A 1,890-nucleotide genomic window follows, 5' to 3' on the forward strand; every position below is an offset into this window, starting at 1 on the left:
GTTGCGCTGTTTATCGGGACGATAGGCGCGGTTTCGGTTTTCAAAGCGGTATATATCGACAAACGCGAACTCAAATGCGCCTGTGTGGGTGGTGACAGCAATGTGCCGTTGGGCTTCATTTCGCTGACCGAGAACCTGATGATGATCGCGATGGCCGTTTGGATGCTGGTCGGGCATCGCTAAATCCAGCGGCGAGCCACCTAATCCTCTCATCGCCCTCGCCCGTGATCCTTGGGCGGTCGATCAGGTGCACGCAATACCGCCTTGCTTTGGTCAGCGGCGATTATTCGGGCATGATGCGCTGCAAAAACTTCGGGCGTGGCATTCATACCCTGATGCTTGTCGAGGAAAGTGCGAACATCCTTGGCAAGCTCCCGGTCGTCCGCTTTCCCGGTGGCATCCAGCGCATCTGCGGTTTGCTCATAGGCACGGCGTATTTCTCGCCAGCGAAATGTGCCGGCTGCGATGAACGGTGGTAGTTGCTCCTGGCCCCGCGCAACGGCGATGGCCTGTTCATTGGTGCGGCGATCAGATTGGGTAATCTGGCGACTCCCTTCGGATCGCAGCCGCGCCCGCAATTTGACTAGTGCCATGCTCGATCCGGCAATTCCTTGTCCTCGCGCCCGTCTCGGCGTTGCTTCGGCAGCCACGCCCCGCGCGCGCAGTTCGCGGGCAAAGCGTTCGCGGAAACGATTGAGTTGAACCGGACGGGGGTTGAACCGTGTGCGATCCAGCCCCTCGGCCTGAACCGTCAGATGCACATGCGGGCGCGGCGTATCGGTATGGAGCGCGAGCACATAATCGTGATTGTCGCTCAGTTCGGCATGGGCCAATGCGCGGACGGCCCCCAGCACTTTATCAGGATCGGTGCCTTCGGGCATGGAGAAGATCAGCGACACCGATGACACCGTAGGCCGCGACCGCCATTGAAGCGTATCGCTCCACTCCGCCGCGCGCTCGGCAACCTCTTCCTTGGTTGTGAGGATTTCGCCATCGCGGGTTTCGATGTCCACTTCTCCCTTGCGCCCGATATACTCAAGATGGGCTTTGACGTGGACACCACCGCGTTGCCGCCCTGTAACCTTGACCACGACCTCGGGTGCCTTGCGAACAATCCGTGCCAGCTTGGCCCGCGCGGTCGGGTCGGTGGCAAAGCCGTAGCTGGCATAGAGCGGGACGCGCGGCGAGCTGGTGGGATCATGGATATAGCGCACCCGAAACGCCGGACGGGTTGCTTCCCACAGGGCGGATTCTAGGCCCATCAATCCGCTACCGTCCAGTAGCTCGCATCGCCGCGCATGGCATCGCCAACGGCTGTCACCTGCTCGGAGATTTCCATCCGCATGTCGGCGATCCGTCGCAGCTCGGGTTCGATTTGCTTGTCGCCGGTTTCGAGCATCGACGAATTGGCGGCTTTCATCGCCTGATTGAGATTGCGGCCGATACGAAGCAACTGCATTCTGATGGGCGCAAGTTCAGCCAGAAGCCCGTCATCAACCCGCGATTTCAGCGCGAGGTGGCGGCGCACCAAGGCCTTGATCCAACCTGCGCGATCGGTCGAACGCTGCGCCGCCCGAACCTCGATCACGGCGATCTCGACATCGGTAAATCGCAGCGAAACACGATTGCGCGCGACACCATCGGGGCGGTCAATGAAAGGACGATCTGCGATCTCCCGCACCGTCTGTTCGATCATCTGGCGCAACACTGCACTTCGTCCGCCACGACCGACCGCGAAGCTGTCGAACGCCGCGAGCGCATCGGCGTCAAGCCGAATGGTTAGCGTCGCGCTGTTCGATAGTGGATTTGTCGCCATCAATCATGCCCGTGTGAAACAGGGGCAATGTAAGACAACACGCGCCGCTAGGCATATCCTGCATTAAAGACAAA

At 60.3% G+C, this 1,890-nt stretch carries 2 protein-coding genes and 1 pseudogene; 1 reads left to right on the forward strand and 2 read right to left on the reverse strand.

Annotated features, from left to right (window positions below):
• Window positions 1–183, forward strand: a pseudogene (locus ABL922_RS14735) (glutaredoxin); the annotation flags it as partial.
• A 26-nt stretch (window positions 184–209) separates the two neighbouring features.
• Here ABL922_RS14735 and ABL922_RS14740 read toward each other — a convergent pair.
• Window positions 210–1,262, reverse strand: a complete 1,053-nt coding sequence (locus ABL922_RS14740) for a relaxase/mobilization nuclease domain-containing protein (RefSeq protein WP_349024961.1) — start codon at window positions 1,260–1,262, stop codon at window positions 210–212.
• The gene (locus ABL922_RS14745) at window positions 1,262–1,816 is read right to left on the reverse strand and encodes a hypothetical protein (RefSeq protein ID WP_349024962.1); all 555 of its coding nucleotides are present in this window, start codon (window positions 1,814–1,816) and stop codon (window positions 1,262–1,264) included. Before ABL922_RS14745 ends, ABL922_RS14740 begins: the two co-directional genes overlap by 1 nt.
• Window positions 1,817–1,890: the final 74 nt, after the last annotated feature.

The sequence above is a fragment of the Sphingorhabdus sp. genome (assembly GCF_040079335.1).
Taxonomy (GTDB): domain Bacteria; phylum Pseudomonadota; class Alphaproteobacteria; order Sphingomonadales; family Sphingomonadaceae; genus Sphingorhabdus_B.

Bases quoted from the DNA above. Each gene is read 5' to 3' on its own strand.
- ABL922_RS14740 (WP_349024961.1), bottom strand. From the start codon at position 1,262: ATGGGCCTAGAATCCGCCCTGTGGGAAGCAACCCGTCCGGCGTTTCGG.
- ABL922_RS14745 (WP_349024962.1), bottom strand. From the start codon at position 1,816: ATGGCGACAAATCCACTATCGAACAGCGCGACGCTAACCATTCGGCTT.